Genomic DNA, 2,646 nt, shown 5'->3' on the forward strand with positions numbered 1-2,646 from the left:
ATATTCGTCAGCTTAAAAATCTAACAGAACAGATTTCTGTATTATCTACGGAAGAAAAAGAGATCGATGCTGAGAAATTGATGAGTTACTTACCTCAGGATAAAAATCAGCTGCCGGCTCTTTATAAAAATAAAGAAGGGGAAAGTGGAAGTGGCTTTTCTGAACGCGACCTGCTTTATAAGGTACTTTTCGATATGAAAAAAGATATGAACGATTTAAAAAAGTTCGTATTAGATGCCATTCAAAACGAAGGATCGCAAAGTGAGATCATTGAAGACCACAGTAAGCTGTTTGAAGATATCGACACCAATGACTTAAAGCCTTCAGCAGAATCTGAAACTCCGGTTTTGTTAAACATTCAAAATAGGGAAGATAAAGCCTCTTATGAAGAAGATTCTGATGACGAGCCAGAAATAGAGGACATTACCCATGAGACTGAAGATGAGTCGCTTTCTCTCGAAAAGAAAGAGAAAGAATTGATTATAAAAGCACTTAAAAAGAACAATAACAAAAGAAAATACGCAGCCAAAGATTTAGGTATTTCGGAACGAACTTTGTACAGAAAAATCAAACAATACGAACTTGAAGAACTTTAGATTTTTAGCTACAGCGAGTTGTCTTATTGTGCTTTTTGCCTTAGCTGGTTGTGGTGTTTATTCATTTACAGGCGTGGCCATAACAGCCGAAACACTTTCAATTCAACAATTTTATAACGATGCGGATGGTGGCCCCCCAGATCTTGCTCAAACATTTACAAATAAGATTACAGATTACTATCAGGCCAATACTAACCTGGCACTGATTCAAGATGATGGTGAGCTACAACTTGAAGGAGCCGTTACGGGCTATAGACTTACTCCCGTTGCTCCTAGTGCGGCTTCAGGGGATTTTGAGAGCACCGCACAGCTTACGAGGCTGACCATTACCGTGCAAGTCACTTATATCAATACTGAAGACGATTCTTTTAACTTTGAAAACAAAAGCTTTTCTTTTTACAGCGACTTTGATAATAGCCAAAGTCTTACAGCCATTGAGGCTCAGCTAATTGAAGAGATTTATGATCAAATTATTTTAGACATCTTCAATGCGTCCGTGGCCAATTGGTAAATTTTACTATATTTATAATTATTGCAATTATTAATTAACTGAACAATAAGCAGCTTTGAACAAACAGAAATTTACGCAACTCGTCAAAGATCACGATCAAATCTCGGCAGAAGATCGTAAGAAGCTGCATGAATTAGTATCAAGCTACCCTTACAGTCAGATAATACATACTTTGGTTGCCAAGGCCAATATGGATGCGCATACTGACATAGCAAAGCAAACTTTAGGCTATGCGGCTATGTATGCCACTGATAGAAGTGTATTGAAGGACATAGTTACTCCACCCGTTAAGGAGAAAAAAGAACCAAAAGAATCAGCCACTCCAGACAAACCTCAAACCAAGAAAGTTGAAGTAAAACAAAGCGATACGCAGGCAAAAGATACAAAACAGGAAGCTAAGAGCGAAAGCACCTCAGATAAGCCTCAGATTAAACAAGGCACACGCATCTCTTTCGATCCTCAGGTCATGCAGAAAGGTGAGTTTCACATGCGCGACCAAATACTTGAAGACCTGAAAGCATTAAAAGAGAGTAAAGAAAATTATTTAGAATGGGTTGAGTCGGAGGAATCATCCAGCAACGAAAATGACAAGCCCACAGAAGTAAAAGTAACTAAACCTGCCAAGAAAAAATCATCGCAAGTACCTGCTAAAAAGGAAACTACTGTAGTTAAGAAAAAAGATGCTACACCTAAGAAAGTAGAATCGAAGAAGCCTGCAACGCAAGATGATGCTAAGGCTAAAACTGATAAAAAGACAGCTAAAAAAACTAGCTCCAAAAAGAAGTCTACTAAAAAGTCGAAGGCTAAATCTGGCTCTACCAACGACCAATCTGATATTATTGATCGCTTTATTTCTAAAGAACCAAGTATTACAGCTAAAGCATCACGTAGAAGTGCCAGTAATCAGGAAGATCTATCTCAACCAAGCACAGAGTTTACAGAAGACCTTATTTCTGAGAATCTTGCCAAGATCATGATATCGCAAGGTAAGACTGACAAGGCAATAGATATTTATAAAAAATTAATTTGGAAATTTCCGCAAAAAAAGGCTTACTTTGCGACTCAAATTGAAGAACTGAAAAAATAATTTTAAGATGTTAAATATAATATTAGGTTTAATCGTGCTAGTGGCGGTATTGTTGGTGTTGGTGATTCTAGCACAAAACTCTAAAGGTGGAGGGCTTTCCAGCCAATTTGGAGGAGCCGGTGCAAGCAATATGATTGGTGTAAAGAAAACAGGAGATTTACTTTCTAACCTTACCTGGGGTTTAGTAATCGCACTATTTGTTCTTACGCTTTCAACAAACCTAATTACTGTTCAGCCTCAGCAAGGTCCTACTGATGAATTTATAGATAGAGCTCAGGAGCAAACTACAGTTCCTAGTTTAGATTTAGGCGCAGATGATGCAGCCAACCAAGGCGTTGAAGAAGAAGGTTTAGAAAACCTTGAGCCAGCTGACGATCAGGAATAAAAAAACTTGAGTAAAAATTTAAAGGTCCATGTTGATATCAACATGAACCTTTTTTTATGCCTTATCA

The 2,646-nt window shown here is 37.8% G+C and carries 4 protein-coding genes; all 4 read left to right on the forward strand.

The window, feature by feature from the left end; genetic code table 11:
* Positions 1-596, forward strand: a 596-nt coding sequence (locus E1176_RS02550) for a helix-turn-helix domain-containing protein (RefSeq protein ID WP_185152574.1), incomplete at its 5' end; no start/stop codon positions are given.
* Entirely contained in the window at positions 583-1,107 is a 525-nt protein-coding gene (lptE, locus tag E1176_RS02555) for an LPS assembly lipoprotein LptE (RefSeq protein ID WP_155209013.1), read from the forward strand. The genes E1176_RS02550 and lptE, both read left to right, overlap by 14 nt.
* A gap of 55 nt (positions 1,108-1,162) precedes the next feature.
* Positions 1,163-2,194 (forward strand): tetratricopeptide repeat protein, encoded by a 1,032-nt coding sequence (locus E1176_RS02560; protein ID WP_155209014.1) that lies wholly within the window; start codon positions 1,163-1,165, stop codon positions 2,192-2,194.
* A gap of 7 nt (positions 2,195-2,201) precedes the next feature.
* Positions 2,202-2,579 (forward strand): preprotein translocase subunit SecG, encoded by a 378-nt coding sequence (secG, locus tag E1176_RS02565; RefSeq protein ID WP_155209015.1) that lies wholly within the window; start codon positions 2,202-2,204, stop codon positions 2,577-2,579.
* Positions 2,580-2,646 lie beyond the last annotated feature (67 nt).

It is taken from the genome of Fulvivirga aurantia, from assembly GCF_009711475.1.
GTDB classification, from domain to species: domain Bacteria; phylum Bacteroidota; class Bacteroidia; order Cytophagales; family Cyclobacteriaceae; genus Fulvivirga; species Fulvivirga aurantia.

Coding starts and splice junctions, on each gene's coding strand:
- secG (WP_155209015.1), top strand. CDS start 2,202: ATGTTAAATATAATATTAGGTTTAATCGTGCTAGTGGCGGTATTGTTG.